The 22,023-nt window shown below is 70.8% G+C and carries 24 protein-coding genes; 16 read left to right on the top strand and 8 right to left on the bottom strand.

The window, feature by feature from the left end; all coding sequences use genetic code 11:
- Positions 1–101 precede the first annotated feature (101 nt).
- On the bottom strand, positions 102–1,127 hold the full coding sequence (locus tag F0Q34_RS11715; protein WP_149812392.1) for an AI-2E family transporter: 1,026 nt from the start codon (positions 1,125–1,127) through the stop codon (positions 102–104).
- Between the two features lie 197 nt (positions 1,128–1,324).
- Between F0Q34_RS11715 and ndk the strand changes: the two genes are divergently transcribed.
- Positions 1,325–1,747, top strand: a complete 423-nt coding sequence (gene ndk, locus F0Q34_RS11710) for a nucleoside-diphosphate kinase (RefSeq protein WP_149812391.1) — start codon at positions 1,325–1,327, stop codon at positions 1,745–1,747.
- Between the two features lie 122 nt (positions 1,748–1,869).
- Here ndk and F0Q34_RS11705 read toward each other — a convergent pair whose 3' ends face one another.
- Positions 1,870–2,028 (bottom strand): preprotein translocase subunit SecE, encoded by a 159-nt coding sequence (locus F0Q34_RS11705; RefSeq protein WP_149812390.1) that lies wholly within the window; start codon positions 2,026–2,028, stop codon positions 1,870–1,872.
- A 199-nt stretch (positions 2,029–2,227) separates the two neighbouring features.
- On the opposite strand from F0Q34_RS11705, the gene F0Q34_RS11700 reads away from it, so the two are divergent.
- The 8 genes from F0Q34_RS11700 to F0Q34_RS11665 all read left to right on the top strand — a co-directional run bounded on the left by F0Q34_RS11700 (position 2,228) and on the right by F0Q34_RS11665 (position 7,249).
- Positions 2,228–3,553 carry an NAD(P)/FAD-dependent oxidoreductase gene (locus F0Q34_RS11700; RefSeq protein ID WP_149812389.1) on the top strand — a complete coding sequence of 442 codons (1,326 nt, stop codon included), beginning with the start codon at positions 2,228–2,230 and terminating at the stop codon, positions 3,551–3,553.
- Between the two features lie 126 nt (positions 3,554–3,679).
- Positions 3,680–3,871, top strand: coding sequence for a hypothetical protein (locus tag F0Q34_RS11695; RefSeq protein WP_149812388.1), 192 nt, complete (start codon positions 3,680–3,682; stop codon positions 3,869–3,871).
- Positions 3,872–3,906: 35 nt separating this feature from the next.
- A complete protein-coding gene (locus tag F0Q34_RS11690) occupies positions 3,907–4,095 on the top strand; it encodes a hypothetical protein (protein ID WP_149812387.1) in 189 nt (62 codons plus the stop codon).
- Positions 4,096–4,148: 53 nt separating this feature from the next.
- Positions 4,149–4,349 (top strand): hypothetical protein, encoded by a 201-nt coding sequence (locus F0Q34_RS11685; protein WP_149812386.1) that lies wholly within the window; start codon positions 4,149–4,151, stop codon positions 4,347–4,349.
- Positions 4,350–4,429: 80 nt separating this feature from the next.
- Positions 4,430–4,702 (top strand): hypothetical protein, encoded by a 273-nt coding sequence (locus F0Q34_RS11680; RefSeq protein ID WP_149812385.1) that lies wholly within the window; start codon positions 4,430–4,432, stop codon positions 4,700–4,702.
- Between the two features lie 78 nt (positions 4,703–4,780).
- Positions 4,781–5,272: a GFA family protein gene (locus F0Q34_RS11675; RefSeq protein WP_149812384.1), complete on the top strand. Its 492-nt coding sequence runs from the start codon at positions 4,781–4,783 to the stop codon at positions 5,270–5,272.
- Positions 5,273–5,390: 118 nt separating this feature from the next.
- Positions 5,391–6,302 carry a transglutaminase family protein gene (locus F0Q34_RS11670; protein ID WP_149812383.1) on the top strand — a complete coding sequence of 304 codons (912 nt, stop codon included), beginning with the start codon at positions 5,391–5,393 and terminating at the stop codon, positions 6,300–6,302.
- Between the two features lie 140 nt (positions 6,303–6,442).
- Entirely contained in the window at positions 6,443–7,249 is an 807-nt protein-coding gene (locus F0Q34_RS11665) for a transglutaminase-like domain-containing protein (protein WP_149812382.1), read from the top strand.
- Positions 7,250–7,280: 31 nt separating this feature from the next.
- Here F0Q34_RS11665 and F0Q34_RS11660 read toward each other — a convergent pair whose 3' ends face one another.
- Together F0Q34_RS11660 and F0Q34_RS11655 are read right to left on the bottom strand one after the other, a co-directional pair.
- A complete protein-coding gene (locus F0Q34_RS11660; RefSeq protein ID WP_149812381.1) occupies positions 7,281–8,048 on the bottom strand; it encodes an SDR family oxidoreductase in 768 nt (255 codons plus the stop codon).
- A 39-nt stretch (positions 8,049–8,087) separates the two neighbouring features.
- Complete coding sequence (locus F0Q34_RS11655) at positions 8,088–8,786, bottom strand: GntR family transcriptional regulator (protein ID WP_149812380.1); 699 nt, start codon at positions 8,784–8,786, stop codon at positions 8,088–8,090.
- A 104-nt stretch (positions 8,787–8,890) separates the two neighbouring features.
- Here F0Q34_RS11655 and F0Q34_RS11650 point away from each other — a divergent pair, with 104 nt between their 5' ends.
- The 5 genes from F0Q34_RS11650 (at position 8,891) to F0Q34_RS11630 (ending at position 15,562) form a co-directional block, all read left to right on the top strand.
- Positions 8,891–10,129 (top strand): ABC transporter substrate-binding protein, encoded by a 1,239-nt coding sequence (locus tag F0Q34_RS11650; RefSeq protein WP_149812379.1) that lies wholly within the window; start codon positions 8,891–8,893, stop codon positions 10,127–10,129.
- A 165-nt stretch (positions 10,130–10,294) separates the two neighbouring features.
- On the top strand, positions 10,295–11,161 hold the full coding sequence (locus F0Q34_RS11645) for a branched-chain amino acid ABC transporter permease (protein WP_241665455.1): 867 nt from the start codon (positions 10,295–10,297) through the stop codon (positions 11,159–11,161).
- 5 nt (positions 11,162–11,166) lie between these two features.
- Positions 11,167–13,677, top strand: coding sequence for a branched-chain amino acid ABC transporter ATP-binding protein/permease (locus tag F0Q34_RS11640; protein ID WP_149812377.1), 2,511 nt, complete (start codon positions 11,167–11,169; stop codon positions 13,675–13,677).
- A 27-nt stretch (positions 13,678–13,704) separates the two neighbouring features.
- Positions 13,705–14,631, top strand: coding sequence for a 3-hydroxyacyl-CoA dehydrogenase (locus F0Q34_RS11635; protein WP_149812376.1), 927 nt, complete (start codon positions 13,705–13,707; stop codon positions 14,629–14,631).
- A 4-nt stretch (positions 14,632–14,635) separates the two neighbouring features.
- Positions 14,636–15,562, top strand: coding sequence for a BKACE family enzyme (locus tag F0Q34_RS11630; protein WP_149812375.1), 927 nt, complete (start codon positions 14,636–14,638; stop codon positions 15,560–15,562).
- Positions 15,563–15,608: 46 nt separating this feature from the next.
- On the opposite strand, the gene F0Q34_RS11625 is transcribed toward F0Q34_RS11630, so the two are convergent.
- The 4 genes from F0Q34_RS11625 to F0Q34_RS11610 form a co-directional block, all read right to left on the bottom strand.
- On the bottom strand, positions 15,609–16,322 hold the full coding sequence (locus tag F0Q34_RS11625) for a DsbA family protein (protein ID WP_149812374.1): 714 nt from the start codon (positions 16,320–16,322) through the stop codon (positions 15,609–15,611).
- Between the two features lie 83 nt (positions 16,323–16,405).
- Complete coding sequence (locus F0Q34_RS11620; RefSeq protein WP_241665445.1) at positions 16,406–17,797, bottom strand: FAD/NAD(P)-dependent oxidoreductase; 1,392 nt, start codon at positions 17,795–17,797, stop codon at positions 16,406–16,408.
- The gene (locus tag F0Q34_RS11615; RefSeq protein ID WP_149812373.1) at positions 17,787–18,104 is read right to left on the bottom strand and encodes a (2Fe-2S)-binding protein; all 318 of its coding nucleotides are present in this window, start codon (positions 18,102–18,104) and stop codon (positions 17,787–17,789) included. The genes F0Q34_RS11620 and F0Q34_RS11615 overlap by 11 nt, the downstream gene beginning before the upstream one ends.
- Positions 18,085–19,206 (bottom strand): NAD(P)/FAD-dependent oxidoreductase, encoded by a 1,122-nt coding sequence (locus F0Q34_RS11610; RefSeq protein WP_149812372.1) that lies wholly within the window; start codon positions 19,204–19,206, stop codon positions 18,085–18,087. Before F0Q34_RS11610 ends, F0Q34_RS11615 begins: the two co-directional genes overlap by 20 nt.
- Positions 19,207–19,512: 306 nt before the next feature.
- Between F0Q34_RS11610 and F0Q34_RS11605 the strand changes: the two genes are divergently transcribed.
- Both F0Q34_RS11605 and F0Q34_RS11600 read left to right on the top strand, forming a co-directional pair.
- Entirely contained in the window at positions 19,513–20,736 is a 1,224-nt protein-coding gene (locus F0Q34_RS11605; protein ID WP_149812371.1) for a threonine synthase, read from the top strand.
- 8 nt (positions 20,737–20,744) lie between these two features.
- Positions 20,745–21,989: a D-amino acid dehydrogenase gene (locus F0Q34_RS11600; protein ID WP_149812370.1), complete on the top strand. Its 1,245-nt coding sequence runs from the start codon at positions 20,745–20,747 to the stop codon at positions 21,987–21,989.
- Positions 21,990–22,023: the final 34 nt, after the last annotated feature.

The raw sequence follows: 22,023 nt of genomic DNA, 5'->3' as shown, positions 1-22,023 counted from the left end.
GCTGCGGATTGACCGTATCTCTGTTTCCTCCCTGATTACAAACTTCGCCGCCTCCTCGTGAGGCGGCGTTTTTTTTTGCGTGCGGCAGGGCGGGCGCGGGCTCAGCCCGGCGGCGTCAGCCGCTCCGGCAAAGGCTCGCGGTCCAGGTAGTCTTCCACGTAAAGGCGGCGCACCAGCATCAGCAGCAAGGCCGCCATCGGCGTCGCCAGCAGCATGCCGAGAAAGCCGTAAAGCAGGCCAAAGGCCACCAGGGAGATGATGGTCGCGGCTTCCGGCAGATCGACCGAGCGCTTCTGCACAAAGGGCGTGATCAGGTAGCTCTCGACTGATTGCACGGCCAGATACACGGCGATCACCGCCACCGCGCCGGAGAAGCCGCCCGCCAGCCCGAGCAGCACGCCCGGCACCGCCGCCATCACCGGCCCGATGGTGGGGATGAAGGCCAGAACCGCCGACAGCACGCCCAGCACCGGCGCCAGCGGAACGCCCACCAGCCACAGCCCGATGCCCGTCATCACACCCACCACCGCCATGGAGATCATCTGCGCGCCAAGCCAGCCGCGCAGGGTTTCCGCCGCTTCCTCGGCGATGCGGCGGGCCTTGGGCCGCAGGGAGGGCGCCAGCATCGCCTCGATCCCGCGGCGGTAAAGCTGCGGGTCGATGGCGAAATACAGGCCGAGAAAGATCACCAGCACGAAATTGCCCAGGGCGCCGAAGGTGACGTTCAGCGCCGACACGGCGCCGGCGCCGCCCCCCTGCGGCAGGGACAGGTTGCCGGGCCGCAGGCTTTCCAGGATCTGCTGGCCCCAGGAATAATTCTCCAGCCGCGCGGTCAGGCGCCGCGCCGCTTCCGGCACCTGGCGCCACAATTCGCTGAACTGGTCCGCCATGGGCCGCGCCGCCAGCAGGCCGAAGGCGGCGCCCAGCAGCAGCAGCAGCAGCACGACGAGCAGCACGCCGGCGCCGTTCGACACCGGCAGCACCCGGCGCAGCAACTGGCTGCCGCCATGCAGGAACACCCCGAGCAGCGCGGCGGCGAAGACCAGCAACGGCACTTGCGGCACCAGCCACAACAGCAGCAACAGCAGCGCCGCGAAGACAAGGAGGGAAACGGTTCGGCGCGTCATCGGGATGGGTCCGGGGAACAGGTGGTCCCGCTCAAAAGCCTGGCTCGCGCCAGGGTTGCCCAGGGAAGCCCTCCGGGAATGGCGGCGGGTGTCCTTGCCCCTTGCGCCGGGCGGCTTTGCCCCCTATCCGGGCGCGAGGACGCCCCACCGCCGCGTGGGCGCGCACATCCACGCCTGCCTATCGCGAAGGAAGCCCCATGGCCGTCGAGCGTACCCTGTCCATCATCAAGCCGGACGCCACCCGCCGCAACCTGACCGGCAAGATCAACGCCAAGTTCGAGGAAAAGGGCCTGCGCATCGTCGCGCAGAAGCGCATCCAGCTTTCCGACGCGCAGGCCGGCGCCTTCTATGCCGAGCACAAGGCGCGCCCCTTCTACAACGACCTGGTGTCCTTCATGACCTCCGGCCCGGTGGTGGTGCAGGTGCTGGAAGGCGAGAACGCGATCGCCGCCAACCGCGAGATCATGGGCGCCACCAACCCGGCCAACGCCGCCGAGGGCACCATCCGCAAGGAGTTCGCCGAAAGCATCGAGGCGAATTCGGTGCATGGCTCCGACGGCCCGGAAGCGGCCGCGCGCGAGGTGGCGTTCTTCTTCGCCGGCACCGAGATCGTCGGCTGAGCCGCTTCGGCTGAGACGCCGCGGAACCGGCTTCCGGTTCCGCGATCAGGCGGCGCCCCGACCGGGGCGCCGCCTTTTTCATGGCCTGCTGCCGTGTCCCACGGCGCCGGGGGCGCCGCCGCTCAGCCCCAGATCCAGTAGATCAGCAGCAGCAGCACCACCACGGCGCCGATCGCCCATTTGCTGGCGGTGACGAAGACGTCCCAGCCCTTGGTCCGGTCCGCCAGGATGTCCTGGGACTTCACCTCCACGAAATCGATCTCGTGATTCGCCTCGGCCATGGTTACCTCTGTGCTCGGCGGCACGGCGGCCGCTGGTCGGGGGGCGGATTTTGGCGGCCCGGCGCGCAGGGGGCAAGGGGGGCGGGCAAGAGGGGGGCGAGAAGCGGGCGGCGAGGTGGCCGCCGGATGCGGGAAGGGGTCGCCATCGGCCCCTTCGCAGCGCATGCTCGGCCATTGCCACAACGGAAGCCGCGCCGCCATGTCCCCACCGGTTGACCGCATCCCCAGCAATGAACGCCTCCCGGAGGCCGCGGATGTCGTGGTGATCGGCGGCGGCGTCGCCGGCATCGCCGCCGCCTATTACCTGGCCCGCAAGGGGCATTCGGTGGCGGTGGTGGAGAAGGGGCGGGTGGCCGGCGAGCAATCCAGCCGCAACTGGGGCTGGGTGCGGCAGCAGAACCGGGATGAGCGGGAATTGCCGCTGATCCGCCACAGCCTGGAATTGTGGGGCGGGCTGGCGGCGGAAACCGGCCGTGACCTCGGCTTCCGCCGCACCGGCCTGCTTTACGTCACCACCGAGCGCAAGGACATCGAGGAATGGGAGCGCTGGTCGGAGCTGGCGCGCGGCTACCAGGTCCATAGCCGGATGCTGTCCGCCGGGGAGGCGCAGGCGATGACGCCGAACTGCACGCGCCGCTGGATCGGCGGCGTGCATTCGCCCACCGATGGCCGCGCCGAGCCCTCCAGGGCGGTGCCGGCCCTGGCCGAGGCGGCGCGGGCGCTGGGTGTCACGATCCACCAGCAATGCGCGGTGCGCGGGCTCGACCTCACCGCCGGGCGGGTGTCCGGCGTGGTGACGGAGAAGGGGCGCATCCGCGCCGGGGCGGTGTTGTGCGCGGGCGGCGCCTGGTCCTCCCTGTTCTGCCGGCAGCTTGGCATCGATCTGCCGCAGGCGGGGGTGCGCTCCACCGTCTTCGCCACCGAGGCCGCACCCCTCATCACCGAGGGCGGCCTGTCCACCCCGGGCTATGTGATGCGCCGCCGGCTGGATGGCGGCTACACCGTTTCCATCCGCGGGCGGGGGCGGCTGGAGCTGACGCCGCAGGGCCTGCGCTACGCCCGCAAATTCTGGCCGGTTTTCCGCAAGCGGGCGGCGGGCGGGGTCAGCATCCGGATCGGCCGCTCCTTCCTGACGGGGCCGGAGGCGCTGGGAGGCTGGGGGCAGGGGGCCTCGCCCTTCGAGAAGACCCGCGTGCTGGACCCCGCGCCCGACATGGCGGTGGTGGCCGAGGCGATGGCGCAACTCCAGGAAGCGCATCCGGAGTTGGCCGGGCTGAAGGTGTTGCATGCCTGGGGCGGCTGGATCGACAACACGCCGGATGCGATCCCGGTGATTTCCCCGGTGGCGACGCTGCCGGGTTTCTTTCTGTCCACCGGCTATAGCGGGCATGGCTTCGGCATCGGGCCGGGAGCGGCGCGGCTGGCGGCGGATCTGATCGCCGGCGACACCCCGGTGGTGGACCCGCGCCCGTTCCGCTACGAGCGCCTGATCGACGGCTCGCCCCTGCCGCCGGGGCCGATGTAGCGGAAGGCGCACGCGGCGTGCCCGGCCCGCAGGGGCCAGGGGCGGGTCCTCCCGGCGGGGAAAATGCAGACCCGCCGAAGCCAGTTTTCACCTCCTGCGTTATCCCTGCGGACCAGGAGGAATGCGATGTCCCGACGGCCTCATTCTCCAGACCCGCCGCCCCCGGCCATGCCGCCGCGGCGGCGCCTCGCGCCGCAAAGCGGCCAGGACGTGGTGGACCGGCTTCACGCCCTGGCCGAAAGCATCCGGCGCCAGATGGGCGCGAGGCGGCAGAACCGCGCCCGCGCCGGGCAGGCGGACCGGCCCGGAACCCCATGACCATGCGGCACGGTGACCGCGCGCCAGGAGGCAGCATGCCGGAGAACACCAACAACAATAACACCCCCGACGCGGAGCGCCCCGCATCTCCGCCGCAACAGCAGGGGCCGGGCAGCCAGGATGCCGCCAGGTCCAAGGCGGACATCGCGGCGGAGCACACGGCGCGGGAAGCCGCGCGGAACGCCGGGGGCGGCAGCAAGCCGGCCGACAAGGCGCCCGGCTAGGCGCGGCGAAGGCCGCGGCGCCGCCACTGGATCGACCTCGCAGGAGAGACGGAATGTCCAAAGCCCATCTTCCCCCGGTTCCGCCGGCCAATCAAAGCCCGATGGGTGGCAACACGCCCAAAACGGGCAACGACATGGCGGCCGAGGTCGCGGAGCAGAACAAGGCGTCGGTGAACCGCAATCTCGGCATCCAGGGCCGCCAGGGCAACATCAAGACCAACACGACGCATCAGGGCTATCAGCAGGACCGCTGACCGCCACCTGATCGGCCGTCGTGGGCATTGGCCCGACCGCCTGCGCGGCGGCCTCGGAAAGGCCATGGAAGGAGAATTGAATGCGGCAAACCTTGCTGAACTCGGGCGACCGCCGGATCACCATCCAGACCAGTGAGCAGGGCACGCAGGTGCTGGGCTCCGCCGATGAGGTGATCGGCGGCTACGGCACCGACCGGCACGAGGAGATGGTGGAGAAATACCGGTCCGAGGGATGGACGGTGTCCGCCGATGGCGATGTGCGGCCGGCGGAAGCGGGCGCGGCCACCACGCCCCCCGACCGGGATGATGGCGGGGACGGCGTGCAGGAGCTGGATCTCGGCATTTCGAGCTGAGCCGCGCCGGGCCGGCCGGCGCGCCGCCCGCAACGGCGTCGCGGCGCCGGGCGTTGCCCGTGAAAGGGAGATGCCGCGATGCCGATGCGTCTTGAAGGGTCCTGCCGCTGCGGGGCCATCCGCTTCGCGCTGGACAGCCACACCCCTTATCCCTACCAGCGCTGTTATTGCTCGATCTGCCGCAAGACGGCGGGCGGTGGCGGCTATGCCATCAACATCATGGGCGTGGCCGGAACGCTTCAGGTGCGCGGCAAGCCCGCCATCTACCATGCCGAGATCTGCGACGAGGCGGGGCGGAACTGCGAAACCAGCAGCGGGGCGCGCCATTTCTGTTCGCGCTGCGGCTCGGCCCTGTGGATGTCCGATCCGTCCTGGCCGGAGCTGGTGCATCCCTTCGCCTCCGCCATCGACACGGATCTGCCGGCGCCGCCATCGCGCGTGCACCTGTTGCTCAAGGACAAGGCGCCCTGGGTGGAGCCGCATTTCGGCCGTGGCGATGCGCGGTTCGACGGCTATCCGGAGGACAGCATCGAGGAATGGCACCGCAAGCGCGGGCTCTGGATCGACTGAGGGCGGCGCTTTCCCGTCCCGCCTCGCCGCCGGCGGCGCCGAGGGCTAAGCTGCCCGCTTTCGCCCGGACCGGCCGGGGCAGGGGCGCCCGGCGGGGAAATGGGGGCGGGGGTTTCGGATGCCAGTTTTCTCGGTGCGGCACCTGACGGAATACCGCTATGCGCGGCCGGTGGCGTTCGGCGAGCACCGGCTGATGTTCCGCCCGCGCGACAGCCATGACCAGCGCCTGCTGCATTCGGCGCTGGAGGTGGACCCGTTGCCGGCCGGCATCCGCTGGATCCATGACGTGTTCGGCAATTCGGTCGTGCTGCTGCGCTTCGCCCGGCCCGCCGCGCATCTGCGCTTCGAGACGCAGATCCGGCTCGATCACACCCCGAGCTCCGGGCCGGATTTCCAGATCGACGACGCGGCACGCCACTACCCCGTGCTCTACGCCGCCGAGGATGTGCCGGATCTGGCCCGCAGCATGGAGCGGCACCATGCCGACCCGGGCGGCGAGGTCGCGCAATGGGCCAGGAAGTTCGTCCGCCCCGGCAAGCCGACCGAAACCGGCCATCTTCTGATGACGCTGTGCTACGCCATCCGGGAAAGCTTCACCTATGCCCGCCGCGCCGAGCCCGGCACGCAGCCGCCGCTGATGACCCTGCATCTGCGGCGCGGCACCTGCCGCGACTTCGCGCTGTTCATGATGGAGGCGGTCCGCTCCCTCGGCTTCGCCGCGCGCTTCGTGTCCGGCTACATCTATGTTCCCGACCGGGACGGCGCGGAGATGCTGGGCGGCGGCGCGACCCATGCCTGGTGCCAGGTCTACCTGCCCGGGGCGGGATGGGTGGAGTTCGACCCCACCAACGGCATTGTCGGCAACCGCGACCTGATCCGCGTCGCGGTGGCGCGCACCCCGGACCAGGCGGTGCCGCTTTCCGGCAGCTATCACGGCCTGGCCGGCGACAGCCTCGGCATGGACGTTCAGGTGAACGTGACCACCATCCCCGCCCCGGCCGGGGCTAGCATGGAATTGCCGCTCGCTTGAGCAAAGGGTGGCGTTTCGGAAGATTTGCCCAAAAAAACGTCAACGTTCCCTGGGTTCTTCCCTTTGGGGTTCTTCTTGGGCCTTCCCCGAGATGGCCCTGGGCATGACCGGGTGGCGGGGCGCCCGTTCATGGAGTTGGAATGAAGATCCAGGCCGGATTCGACATCGCCTATCAATGCCCGCAGCCTACGCCCATGCTGCTGGCGCTCAACATCCACCCCTCCCGGCGGGGGGATCTGCTGGCGCCACAGCTTCTGCGCTTCGACCCGCCCATTCCGTCGCGCGATTACGTGGACGGCTTCGGCAACAGCTGCACGCGCATCCTGGCGCCGCCAGGGCTGACCACCATCTCCACCCGCTTCACCATCGCCGATTCCGGGCAGCCGGACCGCATGGCATGGCACGCCCCGCAGCACGAGGTGCAGGACCTGCCGGATGAGGTGCTGGTCTACCTGCTGGGCAGCCGCTACTGCGACACCGACCGGCTGGCCGATTTCGCCTGGGCGCGGTTCGGCGGCACGCCGCCGGGCTGGGGGCGGGTGCAGGCGATCTGCGACCATGTCCACAACCATATCCGCTTCGACTACCAGATGGCGGATGCCACCCGCACGGCGCATGGCGGGCACACCGACAAGGTCGGCGTTTGCCGGGACTTCGCGCATCTGGCCATCACGCTGTGCCGCTGCATGAACATCCCGGCGCGCTATTGCACCGGCTATCTCGGCGATATCGGCGTGCCGCCGGTGGATGCGCCGATGGATTTCTCCGCCTGGTTCGAGGCCTATCTTGGCGGCGAGTGGTACACCTTCGACGCGCGCCACAACACGCCGCGCATCGGCCGCATCCTGATGGCGCGGGGGCGGGACGCCACCGATGTCGCACTTTCCACCCAGTTTGGCCCGGCGCAATTGAGCCGCTTCGAGGTGGTGGCGGAGGAGGTGGCCTGACGCGTCAGGCCGTTCCCCCCCCCGCCGGCTGTCACGACAGCATGCGCGTGTCGCCATCGACGCTGATCGCCTGGCCGGAAATCGTCCGCCCGCGCGGCGAGGCCAGGAACAGGATCTGGTCCGCCAGTTGCTGCGGCGTGACGTAGTCCTTGATCGAGGTGAAGGAAAACGCCAGGCGCTCCATCTCGGCGAAGGAAACGCCGCGCTGCTGCGCCTTGGCTTCCAGCACGCGGCGCTGGCGGTCCCCAGCGACCAGGCCGGGCAGGATGGCGTTGACGCGGATGCCGGCATCGCCCAGCTCGATGGCGAGCGACTTGGTGAAGCCGATCACGCCCCATTTCGCCGCCGCATAGGGCGTGCGCAGCGCGAAGCCGAACTTGCCCGCCGCCGAGGACAGGTTGGTGATGCTGGGGTTCTTTGACCGGCGCAGATGCGGGATGGCCAGCCGGGCGCAGTTGAACTGCGAGGTCAGGCAGACCTCGACGCAGCGGTCCCAGTCCTCCGGGTTGATTTCCTCGGCCCGGCCGGTCGGGCCGGCGATGCCGGCATTGTTGACCAGCACATCCAGACCGCCGAGATGGGCGAGGGCCTGGTCGAACAGCGCCGCCACATCGGTGCGGCTGGAAACATCGGCGCGGCAATGGCCGATGCCCGGGGGCAGGGTGGACAGGCCGGCCTCATCCAGGTCGCAGGTGAAGACCCGCGCGCCTTCCGCGGCGAACGCCTCCACCACGGCGCGGCCGATGCCGTTGGCGCCGGCCGTGACCAGCACTTTCGCGCCCTGCAATTGCAGATCCATATCGTTGTTCTCCTGGCTTAGGGGCCTCCCCGCCGGGCATCACTCCCCGGATGCTTCCGGCAACCCCCCTTTTTCAAGAATGAAATCCGTCGCGCTGGCGATGTCCTCGGCGATCGCCTGGCGCGCCGCATCGGGCCTGCCGTCGCGGATGGCGCGCAGCGCGGCGGCGTGGCAGCGCAGCGCATGGCCGGCGGCGAGGCGGTCATTGGAATGCCGCAGGTCGAGATTGATCACCGGCCCCGCCTTCAGCCATAGCCCGCTGATCACCTCCAGCAGCGGCGGCAGGCCGGCGGCCTCGTAGATGGCGAAATGGAAGTCGCGGTTCAGCGCCACCGCGCCGCCCAGGTCGGGGTTGGGCTGGGCCAGCCGCATCGCTTCTTCCGCCGCCGCGATCCGCTCCAGCTGCGCCGGGCTGCGTGCCTCGGCCGCCAGCGCCGCCGCCCAGCCCTCGATCCCCGCCCGCGCCCGCGCCAGCTCGCGCACCTGCCGGCGGGTCATGACCGGCACGCGAACCGCGCGGTTCGGCGCCACCTCCAGCGCGTGGTCGGCGATCAGCCGGCTCACCGCTTCCCGCACCGGCATCACCGACACGCCCAGCGCTTCCGACAGGTCGCGCAGGGACAGGCGCTCGCCGGGGGCGACGCGGCCGGACACCAGCAGCTCCCGCAGATGGGCATAGGCCGCTTCCGCCAGGGTCCGGCGTTCCAGCAGGGGCAGGGTGGTGATGGCGTGGTTCACGCATTCGCCTCTGGACAATTCGGCGCGGCTGCGCAAGCCTGACTGTGATCACAGATCACGGCAAGGGCGAAAACGCTTGCCGGATAAGAACAGGGAACACCAGGATGACACCACTTCCGCGCATAACGCGGCGGGCCGGGCTGCTGGGCGCCGCCGCGCTGCTCGCCGCCCCCGCCATCTCCTATGGCCAGTCCGAAGCCCTGCGCATCGGCCACCTGACGCCGCGCACCGGCTTCCTGGGCCCCTTGGGCGAGTTCGCCGTGCAGGCGGCGCAGCTCGCGGCCGATGAGATCAACGCCGCCGGCGGCATCAACGGGCGCAAGCTGGAGATGCTGTTCGAGGACAGCGTCAATCCGCAAACCGCGTCGGCCAAGGCGGAGCGCTACATCCAGCGCGACAAGGTCGCCTGCATCGTGGGCGAGATCAACTCGGCCTCGGCGCTGGCCATCGGCCAGGTGGTGCAGCGCGAGCGCGCCTTGTTCATCAACACCGGCGCCAATTCCGACGCGCTGCGCGGCAGCGATTGCCGCCGCATGATGTTCCACATCGAGGGGCAGAACTCGATGTATGTGAAGGCGGTGGGCCGCGCCCTGGTCGAGAAGGGGCTGATCAAGGGCAAGAAGACCTATGCCCTGACCGCCGACTACGCCTTCGGCCATGACCTGCTGCATGTGGCGAAGCGCTTCCTGGCGCAGAACGGGGGCAGCGTCGCCAATGAGGACCTGATCCCCACCGACCTGACCGATTTCTCGCCCTTCCTGCTGAAGCTGCGCCAGGCGCGGCCGGATGTGGTGGTGGCCAACCTGGCCGGCGCGCAGATCACCAACTTCCTGAAGCAGTACACGGAATACGGGCTGCGCTTCCCCGTGGCGGGCTTCGGCTTCGACACGGCGCTGGCCTGGGGCGCGGGCTCGGGCAACTTCCTGGGCACCTGGCCGACCATGTGGCACCACCGGCTGGAGAACGCGGCGGCGAAGAAGTTCACCGCCGATTTCCGCGCCCGTTTCGGCCGCCCCCCGGAGAACCAGGCCTGGGGCGACTACAACGCGGTGAAGATCATCGCGCAGTCGATGAACGAGCTGAAGAGCGTGGACGCCGTGCAGGTGATGCAGCACCTGGAGAAGGGCGCCAAGTTCAACGTGCTGAAGGACCGCGAAAGCTATTTCCGCGCCTCCGACCACCAGATCATGACGGAGATGTACGCCATCACCGCCATGCCGCCAGCCGAGCAGAAGGATCGCTTCGACATCTTCACCTCCTCCGCCGGCATCCCGGGCGCGGGCGAGCCGCTGGAGGCCATCGCCTCCACGCCGGACGAGGCGAGCTGCACCTTCCCGAGCTGAAGCATGATCGCTTGAGGCGAAATCGCCGAAGAGCGTGAATCATGCGGGCAAGCAAGGACATGGAGCATGATCCGTTCACGGATCATGTTCTGAGGGACTGACCGCGCGGGCCGGCGCCGTCCGGCCCGCTTCCTCCGCGCCGCAGGAGAGATGAAGTTGGAAATCGTGTTTCTGCTGGAGCAGGTCCTCAACGGCCTGCTGATCGGCGCCTATTACCTGCTGATCGCGCTGGGGTTGTCGCTGATCTTCAGCCTGGGCGGCATCGTCAACCTGGCGCATGGCGCCTTCTACGCCATCGGCGCCTATCTGGCGGTGGCGCTGGCGCCGCATATCGGCTTCGGCGGCGCCTTCGTGGCCGCCCCCGTGCTGGTCGCCATCCTGGGCCTGCTGATCGAGCGCTTCCTGCTGCGCCGCTTCTATCGCGCCGACCCGATCCTGTCGCTGCTGCTGACCTTCGGCCTCGCCATGGTGGCGGAGCAGACGCTGCGCATGGTCTTCGGCGCGCCGCCGCTGCCCTTTTCCATCCCGCCGATGTTCCGCGGGCAGGTGATCATCGGCGAGTTCATCTTCTCCCAGTACCGGCTGATGATCCTGGCCGTCGCCGTGCTCTGCGTGGCGGGGCTGTGGTTCCTGCTGCAACGGACGCATTTCGGCCGCGTGGTGCGCGCGGGCGTGCAGAACCCGGACATGGTGGGCGCGCTCGGCATCTCGCTGCGGCCCTACATGTCGGCGGTGGTGGCGATCGCCGTCGGCCTCGCCGCGCTGGCGGGCGTCATGCTGGCGCCGGTCATCGGCGTGCATCCGGCCATGGGGGCCGAGATCCTGACCTTCGCCTTCGTGGTCGTGGTGATCGGCGGCCTCGGCTCCTTCTGGGGCGTGGTGCTGGCGGCGCTGATCGTCGGCGTGGTGCGCGGCATCGCCGCCTTCTACTTCCCGCCCGCCACCGAGGCTTCCGTTTACCTCCTCATGCTGCTCGTCCTGCTGCTGCGCCCGCGCGGCCTGTTCGGCGAACGCATCGCGAAGTTCGAGTGAGCATCATGACCCTCCGCGACATCCGCCCGCTGCTGATCGCGCTCGCCGCGCTGGTCATCCTGCCCTTCATCCTGCCCGCCCTTGGCCTGACCATGCTGTCGGCCACCGATGTGGTGATCTACGCCATCGCGGTGATGGGGCTGAACATCCTGGTCGGGCATACCGGCCTGGTATCCTTCGGCCATGGCGCCTGGTTCGGCATCGGCGCCTATGCCACCGGCATCATCCAGCGCAGCTTCTTTCCCGGCGACATGGTGCTGCCGGCGATCGGCGCGCTGCTGGTGGTGGTTGTGCTGGCGACGATCGCCGGCTCCCTGATCCTGCGCCGCCGCGGCGTGTATTTCTCGCTGCTGACCCTGGCGCTGACGGCGATGCTGTTCACCGTGGCCTTCCGCTGGACGGCGCTGACCGGCGGCGAGAACGGCTTCGGCGGCATCACCCGCTACGAGGCGCTGGCCGATTCCGGCACCTACTACATCGTCGCCGCCGCGGTGGGCATGGCGGTGCTGGTCGGGCTGTGGCGCTTCCACCACGCCCCCGCCGGCACCGTTCTGGTGGCCATCCGCGAGAACGAGCAGCGCGCCCGCTTCATCGGCTACAGCACCAACCGCTACAAGCTGATGGCCTTCGTGCTGTCCGCCAGCGTGACGGCGCTGGCCGGCGTGCTGTCGGCCTACAACCACCGCTTCGCCTCGGCCGAGCCGATGGCCATCGCCTTCTCGGGCGAGTTGCTGGCGATGGTGGTGATCGGCGGCATGCGCTCCTTCCTCGGCCCGGCGCTGGGGGCGCTGTTCTACATCCTGTTCCGCGAGTTCCTGTCGATCTACACGGCCAACTGGCTGCTGTTCTTCGGCCTGCTGTTCGTCGGCTTCATCGTGTTCTCGCCGGACGGGCTGGTGGGCGTGGGCAAGCGGCTGCTGGCGCCGTTCCGCAAGAAAACAACGGAGGATGCGGCGATGTCGGCGCGGCGGGCCGTGGCGCCCGAGCCGGTGCCGCCCCGCTTCATCCGCCCCGGCACGGCCGCCGGCCCGGTGCTGGCGGCGGAAGGGCTGAAGAAGAGCTTCGGCCGCATCCAGGCGGTGAGGAAGGCCGAGTTCGCCGTCGCCGACCGCACCCTGCACGCGCTGATCGGGCCGAACGGCGCCGGCAAGACCTCCGCCTTCAACCTGATCTCGGGCATGTTCCCGCCCGATGCGGGGCGCGTGACGCTAGATGGGCATGACGTCACCGGCTTCTCGCCGGAACGCATCACCCGCGCCGGCATCGGCCGGTCCTTCCAGATCACCAACCTGTTCCCGGGCCTGTCGATCGAGGAGAATCTGCGCCTCGCCGTGCAGGCGCGGCATCCCGCGCGGTTCGGCCTGTGGCGCCGCGCGGAATCCTATGCCGACATGGCGGAGGACACCACCGTTCTGCTGCGCTGGATGGGCCTGGCGGGGATCGAGAAGGCGGAAGCCGGCGCGCTGTCCTATGGCGGGCAGCGGCTGGTGGACATGGCCGTGGCGGTGGCGACCAGGCCGCGCATCCTGCTGCTGGACGAGCCTTTGGCCGGCCTCGCCACCGCCGAGCGCGTGCGCGTGGGCGAGCTGATCAAGCGTGTTTCCACCGACATCCCCGTGCTTCTGGTGGAGCACGACATCGACCGCGTCTTCGCCCTCGCCGACCACGTGACGGTGATGAACGATGGCGAGGTGCTGGTGGACGGCACGGTGGAGGATGCGCGCTCCGACGCGCGGGTGCAGGCCGTGTATCTCGGCTCCGGGGCCTCGGCCATCGCCGCGAAGCCGCGCCAATCCGCCGTGGTGGACCAGCAATTGCTGAAGCTCGACGGCATCAACACCTTCTACGGCAAGAGCCACATCCTGCAGGGCGTCACCATGGAGGTGAAGCAGGGCGAGATCCTGGCGCTGCTCGGCCGCAACGGCGCCGGCAAGTCCACCCTGCTGAAATCCATCATGGGCATCGCGCGCCCCGCTTCCGGCAGCATGACGCTGGCGGGGGAGGAGGTGGCGGGCCTGCCCTCCGACCGCATCGCGCAGCGCGGCGTCGGCTTCGTGCCGCAGGGGCGTGGCCTGTTCGCCGGCATGAGCGTGGCGGAGAACCTGATGCTCGGCCGGCTGAAGCGCCGCACCGGCGCCGGCCAGCACTGGGAGGAGGAGAAGGTGCTGGAAGTCTTCCCGCGCCTGAAGCAGCGCTGGCGCACCCCTGCCGACGCGCTGTCGGGCGGCGAGCAGCAGATGGTGGCGGTGGCGCGCGCCCTGTCGGGCGACACGCGGCTGCTGCTGCTGGACGAGCCGTTCGAGGGCCTGTCCCCGGCGGTGACGGAAGAATTGTTCGAGGCCTTCGACCGGCTGCGCCAGGAGATCTCCATCATCATCGTCGATCACAACCTGGATCTCGCCTTGGCGCTGTCGGACAGCACCGTGGCGCTGGAACGCGGCGCGGTGACCTGGACGGGCGAAAGCCGGCTGCTGCGGGAGGATCTCGGCCTGCGGCGCAAGGTGCTGTGGCTGTGACGGCCGGCTGGAAGGAAGCGCGACATCATGACTGACAAGGTGGCCATTGTTGGCACGGGCCTGATCGGCCGCGCCTGGGCGATGATCTTCGCCCGCGCCGGGTGGGAGGTGGCGCTGCACGACCCGGCGGAAGGCGTGGCGGAGGAGGCCGTGCGGCTTTGCGCCCTGGGCCTGCAGGACCTCGCGCAGCAGGGACTGTGCGACGATCCGGCGGTGGCGGCGACGCGCATCCGCGCCGCCGCTTCCCTGGCCGAGGCCGTGCGGGACGTGGCGCTGGTGCAGGAGAACGGCCCGGAGCGGCTGGAGGTCAAGACCGCCCTGTTCGCGGAGCTGGACCGGCTGGCGCCGCCGGAGGCGATCCTCGCCTCCTCCTCCTCGGCGATCCGGAGTTCGACCTTCACCGAGGGGCTGGCGGGGCGGGCGCGCTGCCTGGTGGCGCATCCGGTGAACCCGCCGCACCTGATCCCGCTGGTGGAGCTCTCCGGCGCGCCCTGGACGGCGCCGGAGGTGATCGCCCGCGCCCGCGCCATCTATGCAGGGATCGGCCAGGTGCCGGTCGCGGTGCTGAAGGAGATCGAGGGCTTCGTCCTGAACCGGTTGCAGGGCGCGCTGCTGGCCGAGGCGTTCAAGCTGGTCAGCGAAGGCTATGTGACGCCGCAGGACCTCGACCACACGGTGAAGGACGGGCTCGGCCTGCGCTGGAGCTTCATGGGCCCGTTCGAGACGATCGAGCTGAACGCGCCGGGCGGCATCCCGGATTATTGCGCGCGCTACACCGGCTTCTACAAGCGCCTTGCCGCCGATCCGGCGCCGCCCGCGGTGTATGAGCCGGAAGCGGTGGCGCGGCTGATGGCGGCGTGGCAGCCTGCGGCGGACCCGGCCGGGAAGATGCGCTGGCGCGACCAAAGGCTGGCCGCGCTGCGCGCGCACAAGATGCAACAAGGGGAGAACTGAGGCCATGGCAAAGCGGAAGGTCATCATCACCTGCGCCGTGACGGGCGCCATCCACACGCCGAGCATGTCGCCGCACCTGCCGGTCACGGCGGAGCAGATCGCCGATGCCGCCATCGGCGCCGCGGAAGCCGGCGCCGCCATTGTCCACCTGCATGCGCGCAACCCGCAGGATGGCCGCCCGGACCAGACGCCGGAAGGCTTCACGCCCTTCCTGCGCGTCATCAAGCAGCGCACGGACGCGGTGCTGAACATCACCACCGGCGGCGCGCCGACCATGACCATCGAGGAGCGCGTGCGCCCCGCCGCGACGCACAAGCCCGAGGTCGCCAGCCTGAACATGGGCAGCATGAATTTCGGCCTGTTCGGCATGCTGAACCGGTTCAAGGAATTCCAGCACCCGTGGGAAAAGGAATACCTGTCCGACAAGGGCATCATCTTCCGCAACAGCTTCGCGGATATCGAGTACATCCTGACGACCTGCGCGGAGAACAACACGCGCTTCGAGTTCGAGTGCTACGACACCGCGCATCTCTACAACCTGAAATACTTCCTGGATCAGGGCATCGTGAAGGCGCCGCTGTTCGTGCAGACGGTGTTCGGGCTGCAGGGCGGCATCGGCGCGCATCCGGATGACGTGCTGCACATGAAGCGCACCGCCGACCGGCTGTTCGGCGACCAGTACCAGTGGTCCGTGCTGGGTGCCGGGCGCAACCAGTTGCCGATCGCGGCCATGGCGGCGGCGATGGGCGGCAATGTGCGCGTGGGGCTGGAGGATTCGCTCTGGGCCGGGCCCGGCAAGTTCGCGGAATCCAACGCGCAGCAGGTGCGGCTGGCGCGGCAGATCATCGAGGGGCTGGGGCTGGAAGTCGCGACGCCTGACGAGGCGCGCGAGATCCTGTCGCTGAAGGGCGCCGACAAGGTCGCCTTCTGAGCGGCTCCCCTCGCGGCCGGATGGCATCATCCGGCCGCGACAACCCTCAGCCGCGGGCGAAGGAAACGAAGCGCTCGAAGGACAGGGCGCCGGCGGCCTTGCGGCCGTTGAAGAAGAAGGTCGGCGTCTTGGTCACGCCCAGGTCGCGCTCGCCTTCCAGCCGGCTGCGCAGCACGGCGCGGCGCAGGTCGTCATTGTCCAGCGCCGCCTCCACCTGCCAGCGCTGCATCCCGGCCAGGGCGGCCAGCTTCGCCAGCTCGTCGAACTTGTCGGTATCCCGGTCGAAGGCCCAGCGCTCCTGCGAGGCGAACAGGGCGCGGATGAAGGGCTCATAGGCTTCCTCCGGCAGGGCGCGGGCGATCTGCGCCGCTTCCAGCGCCAGTTCGTCCAGCGGGAAGTCGCGCCAGACCATCCGGACCTCGCCGCTGTCCACCAGCTCCCGCTGCAGGCGGGGCCAGGTGTTCAGGTGGAAATGGGCGCAATGATTGCAGGTCAGCGAGAAATACTCGGTCACCACCATGGGTGCGTCGGCGCGCCCGGCGCCGCGCGGAGGCAGGGGCGGGCCTTCCGGCGGGGAAGCGGGCTGCGCCTGCGCCGCCAGCGGCAGCAGCGCCGGGGCCAGCAGCAGGCCGCGCCGGCCCAGCGCGACATCCAGCGGGCTGTTCGTGGAGCGGCCCAGGGAGCGGCCCAGGGAGCGGCCTGGGGAGCGGCCCGGGGAGCGGCCCAGGGGACGGCCCGGGGAACGAGGTGGCTGAGGCATGGCGGGCTCCTTCCGGCGTGGCGGACAGGATGCCGCCGCGGTGCCGGAAGGGAAAGCCCGCCATGGAAGCCGGGAGCGGGCGATCAGAGTTCCGCCAGCTCGCCCACCGTGATCGGCTTGTAGGGCGCGCGTGGCCGCAGGGCGCCGGCCTGCTCGACCGGGATGCCGCGCGTTTCGGCGATCAGCGAGGCGACGGTGGTGCCGCACATGCGGCCCTGGCAAGGGCCCATGCCGGCGCGGAGATAGGCCTTGGCCTGGTTCGGCCCGGTGGCGCCAAGCCGCGCCGCCTGCCGCACCTCGCCCGCCGTGATCTCCTCGCAGCGGCAGACAATGGTGCTGTCATCCCTCGGCGCCAGCACCTCGGGCGCCGGGGCGTAGAGCCGGTCGAGGAAGGGGCGCAGCGCCAGGGCGGCCGACAGGGCGTGGCGGTGGTCGGCGGCGCGGCGGTCGCGCTCGCCCGCCGTGATCCGGCCGAGGCGGTGGGCGGCGTCCAGCGCCGCCAGCGCGCCGCCCCGCACCGCCGCCTGCCAGCCGCCGATGCCGCCGCCATCGCCCGCCACCGCGACCAGGCCGTGGCTGGTGGCGCCCCATCCGTCCAGCGCCGGCCGCCAGCAAAGCTGCGCCGCGTCCCATTGATGGTCGAGCCCCATGGCGCGGGTGATGTGGGTGGAGGGGATCACCCCCTCATGCAGCAGCAGCAGGTCGCAATCGGTGCTGCCGCCTTCCCAGGACACGCCGCGCAGGCGGGCGCCATCGGCCGAGGCCTGGGCGCGCAGCCGGCGCGCGCCGCGCACGATTTTCATGCCGGCGCGGCGCGCTTCCAGCATCATCAGCGCGCCCTTGCCCAGCATGGCCCGCCCGTTCCAGAGCTGCCGCCCCATGGGGCCGCCCGCCCGCAGCGCGCGGCCCAGCGCGCCCGGCGCGGATGTTTCCAGCAACAGGGCGGGCGGCGCGCCGGCGCGGGCCAGCTGCACCGCCAGCAGCCACAGCAGCGGCCCCTGGCCGGCCAGCACGACGCGGCCCTTCGGCACGGCGCCGGCCTGCTTCAGCAGGATCTGCGCCGCCCCCGCGCCCATCACCCCGGGAAGGGTCCAGCCGGGCACCGGCACCGGGCGTTCCTGCGCGCCGGTGGCCAGCAGGAGGCGCTTCGCCCGCAACAGGGCGGTGCCATGCGGGCCGCGCAGGGACAGCGCGCCACTTTCCAGATCGGCGTGCCACAGCGTGGTGTCGGGGCGGTAGTCGATGCCGGGCATGGCGCGGAAGCGGCGGGCCAGGGCGGCGCCTTCCGCAGCGTATTCGCCGGTCAGGGCGGGGTCGGCGGCGGCGGCCTCCACGGCGCGGAAGACCTGGCCGCCGGGCGCCGGCTGCTCGTCGATCACGGCGACGGACAGGCCGAGGCCTGCCGCCTCCAGCGCCGCGCTCATGCCGGCGGGGCCGGCGCCGATGATGGCGAGGTCGGCCATGTCAGCCCTCATGGACGGCGCCCTCCCGCCAGGCGGGGCGGGCGCCGCGCTGCGGCTCGATCCGCATGCCGGGCCGCACGGCGACGGTGCAGGATTGCCGGTTGGCGATGCCGTCGATCTCGGCCAGGCAGTCGAAGCAGACGCCCATCATGCAATAGGGCAGGCGGGGGCTGCCGGTGACGGGGGTTTCCCGGATGGCGGGCAGGCCGGCCAGCAGCACGGCGGCGGCGGCCGTGGCACCTTCCGGCACGCGCACGGGCTGGCCGGCGACAAACACGTCCACCGTGGCCGGGCGGATGTCAGGCCGCTGAGCGAACATCGAAGCGTTCCGCGCTGAAGGGGGCCATGTCGGGCTCCAGTTGCCCGGCGGCGATCATCGGCGCCAGGCGGTTGGCATGGATTCCGGCGAGCGTCACGCCGGAATGGCAATTGGCGGTGAAGGCGCCGGGGTAGCGGAGCGACTGGTCGTAGATGGGCAGCCCGTCCGGCGCCATGACGCGCAGCGCCGACCAGGCGCGGACGATGTTGAGGTCGGCCACCCAGGGAAAGGCGCGCACGGCGCGGTTCGCGATCATCTTCATCGCTTCGGGTGTCTGGCCGAGATCGAAGCCCACCTCCTCCTTGCTGTCGCCCAGCATCAGCGAGCCTTCCTCGGTCTGCCGGATGGTGGTGGTCGGCATGAGCATCAGGTTGCGCGCGCGCTCGGTGACCAGGATCTGCCCGCGCTGCGGCCGCACCGGCGCATGCAGCCCAAATTGCGGCGCGAGATCGGCATTGCCAAGCCCTGCCGCCAGCACCACGCGGGGGCTGCGGAAGGACTGGCCGGCGGCGTCGATGCGGAAGTCATGCGGCGCGCAGGCCGCGCCGTCGACCCGCGCATCGGGGCGGTAGGTGCCGCCCGCGCCGGTGAAGCCCGTGTGCAGCGCCCGCAGCAGGTAGAGCGGGCTGGCATGGCCGTCATAGGGCGTCCAGCTGACGCCGGCCACGCCGGGGCCGAGGCCGGGCAGCATGTCGCGCGCCTCCGCGCCGCGGATCATGCGGTATTCCAGGCCCAGATTGCCGGCTTCCCGGCGCAGCTGGGCCATGTACGCGTCCCGCTGCGCGAACTCCTCCTCGTCCAGGCAGATATGCACGCCGCCCGGCTGTTGCAGGCCGGTGCCGATGCCGGTCCGCTGTTGCAGCTCCGCCGCCAGCTTCGGCCATTCCTCCGCCGAGCCGCGCGTCCAGCGCTGGTAATGCGGCGCGCCGAGTCCCTTGGACTGCACCCAGACCAGACCGAAATTGCCGCGGGAGGCGCGAAAGGCGATGTCGCCCTCATCCAGCAGCAGCGTGGCGAGGCCCTGGCGTTGCAGCCCATAGGCGATGGCGGCGCCCACCAGGCCGCCGCCGATGACGATGGCGTCGAAACTGCTGCGTATCATGCGCGGCGCTCCCCGATCGGCAGCCGGTTGAGGGGATGGGGCGGCCCGGCGCCACCGCCGTCACGGCGATCGGCGCGGCGGAAGCCCGGGCCACCAGCGGCTCTGTCCCCTGGTCGATAAAGGTGAATGGCCGCACCGGCAACGGCGTGCCTGCGGGGGAGCACGGGAACAGCCTCGCCGCCCGCCCGCCGGAGGGGGGCGATGGAGGCCGGCATCCGCGCCGCCTGGCCTGTTCACGCGGCCGCGCATGGGGTGTGATGCGGCGAAGGAACAGGCGGGGCTTCACCCGCGCGGAGGAGGCCGAGCATGCATCTGCGCTGCGTCGATTGCGGGGAACGACACCCGCCGGCATTGCTTTACGCCTGCGCCCGGTGCGGCGGCGTGCTGGAGGTGGCGGGGGAGAGCGGCCTCGCCGCGCCGGCCGACCCGTCCTTGCGGGATTCCATGTGGCGGGATGCCGCGCGGCTGGGGGTGCTGGAAGCGCGCCACATCGTGTCCATGGGCGAGGGGCAGACGCCGATGCGCCGCGCGCCGCGGCTGGAAGCCGCCTTGCCCGGCTTCCGCGGCGAGATCTGGCTGAAGGACGAAACGCGCAACCCCAGCGGCTCCTTCAAGGACCGGCTGGTCAGCGCCGGGCTGAGCAAGGCGCTGGAGCTGGGGGCGCGGGGGGTGGTCTGCGCCTCCTCCGGCAATGCGGGCGCCTCCACCGCCGCCTATGCGGCGCGGGCCGGGGTGCCGGCGGTGATCGTGGTGCCGGCGCACACACCGGCCGGCAAGGTGACGCAGATTGCGGCGCATGGCGCGGTGCTGCTGCTGGTGGAAGGACATTACAGCCGCTCCTACGACCTGGCGCGCGGCCTGGCGGAGCGGCATGGCTTCGCCAACCTCACCACCACCTTCCTCAATCCCTGGGCGGTGGACGCGCTGAAGCTGGCGGGGCTGGAGATCATGGAGCGGCTGGGCGGGGTGGCGCCGGATGCGGTGCTGGTGCCGACCGGCAGCGGGCCGCTGGTGAAGGGGGTTGCGCAGGGTCTCGGCCTCGCGGGGGCGGCAGCGCGGCTGGTGGCGGTGCAGGCGGCGGGCTGCGCGCCCATCGTGCGCGCCTTCGAGGCGGGGGAGGCGGCGGTGACCGCCTGGGACATGCCGCGCACCATCGCATCCGGCATCAGCGACCCGCTGATCGGCTATGAGCGCGACGGCACCTACACGCTGCGGCTGGTGCGGAACAGCGGCGGGCTGGCCGTGGCGGTGGAGGATGACGCGCTGCGGCGGGCGATGCGCGACCTGGCGCGGCTGGAAGGCGTGTATGCCGAGCCCACGGGGGCCAGCCCGGTGGCGGCGCTGCGCCAGATGCTGGCCGCGGGGCAGCTCGCGCCGGAAGCGCGGGTGGTGTGCATGATCACCGGCCACGGCTTCAAGGATGGCGCGGCCTTCGCCGAGATGCCGGCCCGCACGCATCGCGTGGCCGATCCGGAAGACCTTGCCGCGGTGGCGCGTCTCTGCGACCACGCGCTGGCGGAGAAGGATTGAGGGTTTCCATGCGCATCACCGTTCTGGGCGCCGGCATCATCGGCGTCGCCTCGGCTTACTGGCTGCAACGGGCCGGCCATCAGGTCACGGTGCTGGAACGGCGGGAAGGCGCCGGGCTGGAAACCAGCTGGGGCAATGGCGCCATCATCCATGTGTCCTCGGTGCAGCCCTGGGCGGCGCCGGGCGTGCCGCTGAAGGTGCTGCGGTGGCTGGGGCAGGAGGACGCGCCGATGCTGCTGCGCGCGTCCGCCCTGCCGCGGATGTGGCGCTGGGGCCTGGGCTTCCTCGCCGCCTCGCGCGCCGCCGCGCACAATGAAGGGGCGCTGGCTAACCTGGAGCTGGCGCTCCTGTCGGCGCGCTGCATGGCGGAGATCCGCGCGGAGACCGGCGTGGAATATGATTACGTCGGCCACAGCGTCATCAAGACCTTCGCGACGGAGGCCGAGTGGCTGGCCGCCGCCGCCGCGCATGAGGCGCTGGTGCCGCATGGGCTGGAGGTGGAGCGGCTGACGCGCGAGCAATGCATCGCGCGCGAGCCCGCGCTGGCGGCGCGGGCGGAGAAGATCGCCGGCGGCCTGTTCTTTCCGCAGGACGAGGTGGGCGATTGCAGCAAGTTTAGCCAGGGCCTGGCGCAATGGTGCGCCGCCCGTGGCGCCGCCTTCCACTTCGGCACCGAGGTGCACGACATCATCCTGCGCCAGGGCCGCGTCGCGGCGGTGGCGAGCAGCGCCGGGGAGATCGAGAGCGATGCGGTGGTGGTGGCGCTGGGGTCGCATTCGCCCCGGCTGCTCGGCAAGCATGGCGTCCGGGTGCCGATCTATCCGGTGAAGGGGCTGTCGGTCACCGCGCCCCGGCATGTCTGGCCGGAGGGGCCGCGCCACGCGATCCTGGAGGATGGGCGGAAATTCGCCTTCACGCCGCTGGGCGAGCGCTACCGCATCGTGGGCAGCGCCGAGGTGGCCGATTACGACACCACCCCGTCCCCTTCGCGCATCGGCGCGCTGATGCGCGGCGTCTGCTCCCTGTTCCCCGAGATGGAAGGGGCGGAGAAGGCCGAGGGCGCCGTGCAATGGGCCGGGCTGCGGCCGATGGTGCCGGATGGGCGGCCCTGGATCGGGCCCACGCGGGTTCCCGGCCTGTACCTGAACACCGGGCATGGCCACACCGGCTGGACCATGGGCGCGGGCTCCGGCCGGCGGCTGGCCGACATCGTCGAGGCCCGCGGCAACGCGCCCGTCGCGGCGGTGGCATGAGGAATTGCTGCAACGCCGGGTGACAACCGGCCCG

Source organism: Teichococcus oryzae, from assembly GCF_008386565.1.
Taxonomy (GTDB): Bacteria; Pseudomonadota; Alphaproteobacteria; order Acetobacterales; family Acetobacteraceae; genus Pseudoroseomonas; species Pseudoroseomonas oryzae.
Note: the sequence above shows the minus strand (reverse complement) of the source record. Positions and strands in the feature narration are given on the sequence as shown.

What these genes read in the sequence shown, in the direction of transcription:
- F0Q34_RS11685 (WP_149812386.1), top strand. Translation starts at nt 4,149, where the DNA reads ATGTCCAAAGCCCATCTTCCCCCGGTTCCGCCGGCCAATCAAAGCCCG.
- F0Q34_RS11615 (WP_149812373.1), bottom strand. Translation starts at nt 18,104, where the DNA reads ATGTTCGCTCAGCGGCCTGACATCCGCCCGGCCACGGTGGACGTGTTT.
- F0Q34_RS11620 (WP_241665445.1), bottom strand. Translation starts at nt 17,797, where the DNA reads ATGAGGGCTGACATGGCCGACCTCGCCATCATCGGCGCCGGCCCCGCC.
- F0Q34_RS11700 (WP_149812389.1), top strand. Translation starts at nt 2,228, where the DNA reads ATGTCCCCACCGGTTGACCGCATCCCCAGCAATGAACGCCTCCCGGAG.
- F0Q34_RS11705 (WP_149812390.1), bottom strand. Translation starts at nt 2,028, where the DNA reads ATGGCCGAGGCGAATCACGAGATCGATTTCGTGGAGGTGAAGTCCCAG.
- F0Q34_RS11670 (WP_149812383.1), top strand. Translation starts at nt 5,391, where the DNA reads ATGCCAGTTTTCTCGGTGCGGCACCTGACGGAATACCGCTATGCGCGG.
- F0Q34_RS11635 (WP_149812376.1), top strand. Translation starts at nt 13,705, where the DNA reads ATGACTGACAAGGTGGCCATTGTTGGCACGGGCCTGATCGGCCGCGCC.
- F0Q34_RS11610 (WP_149812372.1), bottom strand. Translation starts at nt 19,206, where the DNA reads ATGATACGCAGCAGTTTCGACGCCATCGTCATCGGCGGCGGCCTGGTG.
- F0Q34_RS11650 (WP_149812379.1), top strand. Translation starts at nt 8,891, where the DNA reads ATGACACCACTTCCGCGCATAACGCGGCGGGCCGGGCTGCTGGGCGCC.
- F0Q34_RS11690 (WP_149812387.1), top strand. Translation starts at nt 3,907, where the DNA reads ATGCCGGAGAACACCAACAACAATAACACCCCCGACGCGGAGCGCCCC.
- F0Q34_RS11640 (WP_149812377.1), top strand. Translation starts at nt 11,167, where the DNA reads ATGACCCTCCGCGACATCCGCCCGCTGCTGATCGCGCTCGCCGCGCTG.
- F0Q34_RS11715 (WP_149812392.1), bottom strand. Translation starts at nt 1,127, where the DNA reads ATGACGCGCCGAACCGTTTCCCTCCTTGTCTTCGCGGCGCTGCTGTTG.
- F0Q34_RS11680 (WP_149812385.1), top strand. Translation starts at nt 4,430, where the DNA reads ATGCGGCAAACCTTGCTGAACTCGGGCGACCGCCGGATCACCATCCAG.
- ndk (WP_149812391.1), top strand. Translation starts at nt 1,325, where the DNA reads ATGGCCGTCGAGCGTACCCTGTCCATCATCAAGCCGGACGCCACCCGC.
- F0Q34_RS11660 (WP_149812381.1), bottom strand. Translation starts at nt 8,048, where the DNA reads ATGGATCTGCAATTGCAGGGCGCGAAAGTGCTGGTCACGGCCGGCGCC.
- F0Q34_RS11695 (WP_149812388.1), top strand. Translation starts at nt 3,680, where the DNA reads ATGTCCCGACGGCCTCATTCTCCAGACCCGCCGCCCCCGGCCATGCCG.
- F0Q34_RS11600 (WP_149812370.1), top strand. Translation starts at nt 20,745, where the DNA reads ATGCGCATCACCGTTCTGGGCGCCGGCATCATCGGCGTCGCCTCGGCT.
- F0Q34_RS11625 (WP_149812374.1), bottom strand. Translation starts at nt 16,322, where the DNA reads ATGCCTCAGCCACCTCGTTCCCCGGGCCGTCCCCTGGGCCGCTCCCCG.
- F0Q34_RS11665 (WP_149812382.1), top strand. Translation starts at nt 6,443, where the DNA reads ATGAAGATCCAGGCCGGATTCGACATCGCCTATCAATGCCCGCAGCCT.
- F0Q34_RS11675 (WP_149812384.1), top strand. Translation starts at nt 4,781, where the DNA reads ATGCCGATGCGTCTTGAAGGGTCCTGCCGCTGCGGGGCCATCCGCTTC.
- F0Q34_RS11630 (WP_149812375.1), top strand. Translation starts at nt 14,636, where the DNA reads ATGGCAAAGCGGAAGGTCATCATCACCTGCGCCGTGACGGGCGCCATC.
- F0Q34_RS11605 (WP_149812371.1), top strand. Translation starts at nt 19,513, where the DNA reads ATGCATCTGCGCTGCGTCGATTGCGGGGAACGACACCCGCCGGCATTG.